Here is a 2,445-nt window from a genome sequence, read left to right on the forward strand (position 1 = left end):
CCGCCGGTGCGGGCAACGAACTCGTCCATGGCGGCATCGCGCGCGGCCTTGTCCTCGAGCAGGCGCAGCGCCGTCAGCGCGACGGTCTTGGAAGCACAGGTCACCATCGGGTCGATCGCCGCGGCAATGCCGCCCAGCGCGTTCATCACCCAGCCTGGCCAGGCACGGCCGTTTGCCGAGCGCAGCGCCGGGCGTGCCACATAGAAACGCGCCGTCGGCGCATGCCAGCTCATGTCGGTGTAATCGTCGGAGGTCGAGTTGACCTGCGAAGGCGGCAGATCGCGACGCAGGATCGCCTCGGCCTCCCGTGGCGAAATCAGCCGCTCCAGCTCGTCGATGAAAGGGTTTTCGGTCGCGACGCCGCCGGCATTGACCTGGATTTCCCGAGCGACGGCTCTCGCTTCTTCGTCCCAGCGCGGCGGACCGACAGTCGAAAGCGCCGCGTAGGTGATCTCGGCCATGGCATGGTTGGCGAGGCCTGGCCGCGACTTCGACACCCAATGGCGCTCGTGGCGACAGCCGCTCATCGTCGCCGCCGCCTCCGCGTTGCGGTCGAGTACGGCGGTGACCTGCTCGGCCATGGCAATGGTCGGCACGCGGATCATGTACTGGATCTCGGCTAGTCCAGCCGGCAGATTGTCGGCGGTCGCCTGCCCCGCGGTCAGGATCGCCTCGCTGATCGACCAGCCGCCCTGGTGCGGCAGCATGGAATCGCGCAGCGTCTTGGAAGCCATGTACATCAGCATCAGCGCGTCGTTTGCGCCCGGCGCCCTCACCGCCGAATGCGCCTGCGGGATGGGAGCGCCATCGCCTGCGCGAACCCAATTTTCCGGTTCGTCGCAGATGAAGCGATAGATCATCGCGTAAGCGGCGCCGCAATGGGTGTCCCAGCGCGCGGTGTTGCAGAGCGGCAGCATGTAGAAAGGATGGAAGGAGATCATGCCGGCAAGGCCGTCATAGTAGCCCTTGGCGGCATGGATCGGCTTCGAGCCCCTCACCTTCTCGGCCGGCTCGCCGGTGAAGCGCAAAGTGCCTGGAATGCCGTGGCGTTGCATCGCCGCCTTGGTGGCGAGCAGGCCGCCTAGGCTGGCGATGCCTAGCCCCGAATGCGGATCGGTGTGGCCGCCGGCCTCGACACCGAGGCCTGGGCGCGGTCGCTTCACCGGCGCCGCATCCTGGCAGTTGCCGGGCACGGCGTCGTACTCGGCATACATGCCGACGGTTGGGCCGGCGCCGTTGGTCCAGTGGGCGCAAAAGGCGGTCGGCATGCCGCTCGAGCCTTGCTCGACCGAAAAGCCTTCGCGCTTCAGGCGTTCGACATACCAGGCGGCCGACTGGTACTCGCGCCAGGCGGTCTCGCCGAAGTCGAAGATGGTGCGCGTCCATGCCGACAGTGACGGCTGGATGTCGTCGAGGCAGGCAAGCGCGGTCGCTTGCGCCGATGTCGTCGCCGGTTGCTCCATGGTGAGAAGAAAGCAGTGAAGCGGCTTTTCAAAAAGTGATATGTTTTCCCGGCTCGTGCAAATTCGGTTCACCTGAGGTCCCTTGCGCATACCATCCACACAAGCCTTGCGTGCCCTCGACAGCTTCGCCCGTCACGGCAGCGTGTGGCGCGCCGCCGACGAGTTGCACCTCACCCGCAGCGCCGTCTCGCACCAGCTCCGCCTGCTTGAACGCGACCTCGGCTTCGACCTTTTGGAGCGCATCGGCAAGGGAGTGGCGCTCACCCCGCGCGGCCAGCGCTACGCCAGCGACGTGCGCAAGGCGCTGACCGTTCTCGGCGACGCTGTGGGGCGCAATGCCGGCACCGGCGTCGGCGGCTCGTTCGCCGTCTCCTGCACGCCTGGCTTCGCGTCGCTGTTCCTCTGCACCCATATCGGCGAGTTCCGGCAGATGTACCCGGATGTCGCGCTGCACATCCTGACGCCGAGGCGGCTCGACGACGTCAGCAATCCCGACGCCGACGCCTTCATCGCCTTCGGTGTCGGCAACTGGCCGAACCGCGCGGCCGAGCTTCTGTGCGAGATCTCGTTCACCCCGCTCTGCAGCCCGACGCTGCTCAACAAGGTCGGCGGTTTTTCCAAACCCGCCGACGTGCTGCGCGCCAACCTCCTGCATCTCGGCGATACCGAGGACTGGGCGCGCTGGCTGGCGCTGTCCAAGGCGGAGCACCCCGACACCGGAGGCGGCATCTTCTTTTCCGACATGAACCTCGTCTTCTCGGCGGCGATCGCCGGCCAGGGGATCGCCATGGGCGACGAGCTGACCGGCCGCCGGGCGCTGGGCGAAGGCCGCCTGGTCAAGCCGTTCGACACAGCGATCCCCTCGCCGCGCTCCTATTTCCTGGTCTTCGAGCATGCGAAGGCCGGGCATCCGGTGCTGAATGCGTTCAGCGGCTGGCTGAGGTCGAAGCTGTCGGAGAACAGGCTCTAGTCTCCCCCCTCG

2 protein-coding genes are annotated in these 2,445 nt (G+C 67.0%); one reads left to right on the top strand and one right to left on the bottom strand.

The features are described from left to right. On the bottom strand, positions 1-1,463 hold a 1,463-nt coding region (locus tag EN738_RS33575), incomplete at its 3' end, for an amidohydrolase (protein ID WP_127287288.1). 82 nt (positions 1,464-1,545) lie between these two features. On the opposite strand from EN738_RS33575, the gene EN738_RS33580 reads away from it, so the two are divergent. Further along, positions 1,546-2,433, top strand: coding sequence for a LysR substrate-binding domain-containing protein (locus EN738_RS33580; RefSeq protein WP_127287289.1), 888 nt, complete (start codon positions 1,546-1,548; stop codon positions 2,431-2,433). Positions 2,434-2,445: the final 12 nt, after the last annotated feature.

It is taken from the genome of Mesorhizobium sp. M4B.F.Ca.ET.017.02.2.1, assembly GCF_003998955.1.
GTDB lineage: Bacteria > Pseudomonadota > Alphaproteobacteria > Rhizobiales > Rhizobiaceae > Mesorhizobium > Mesorhizobium abyssinicae.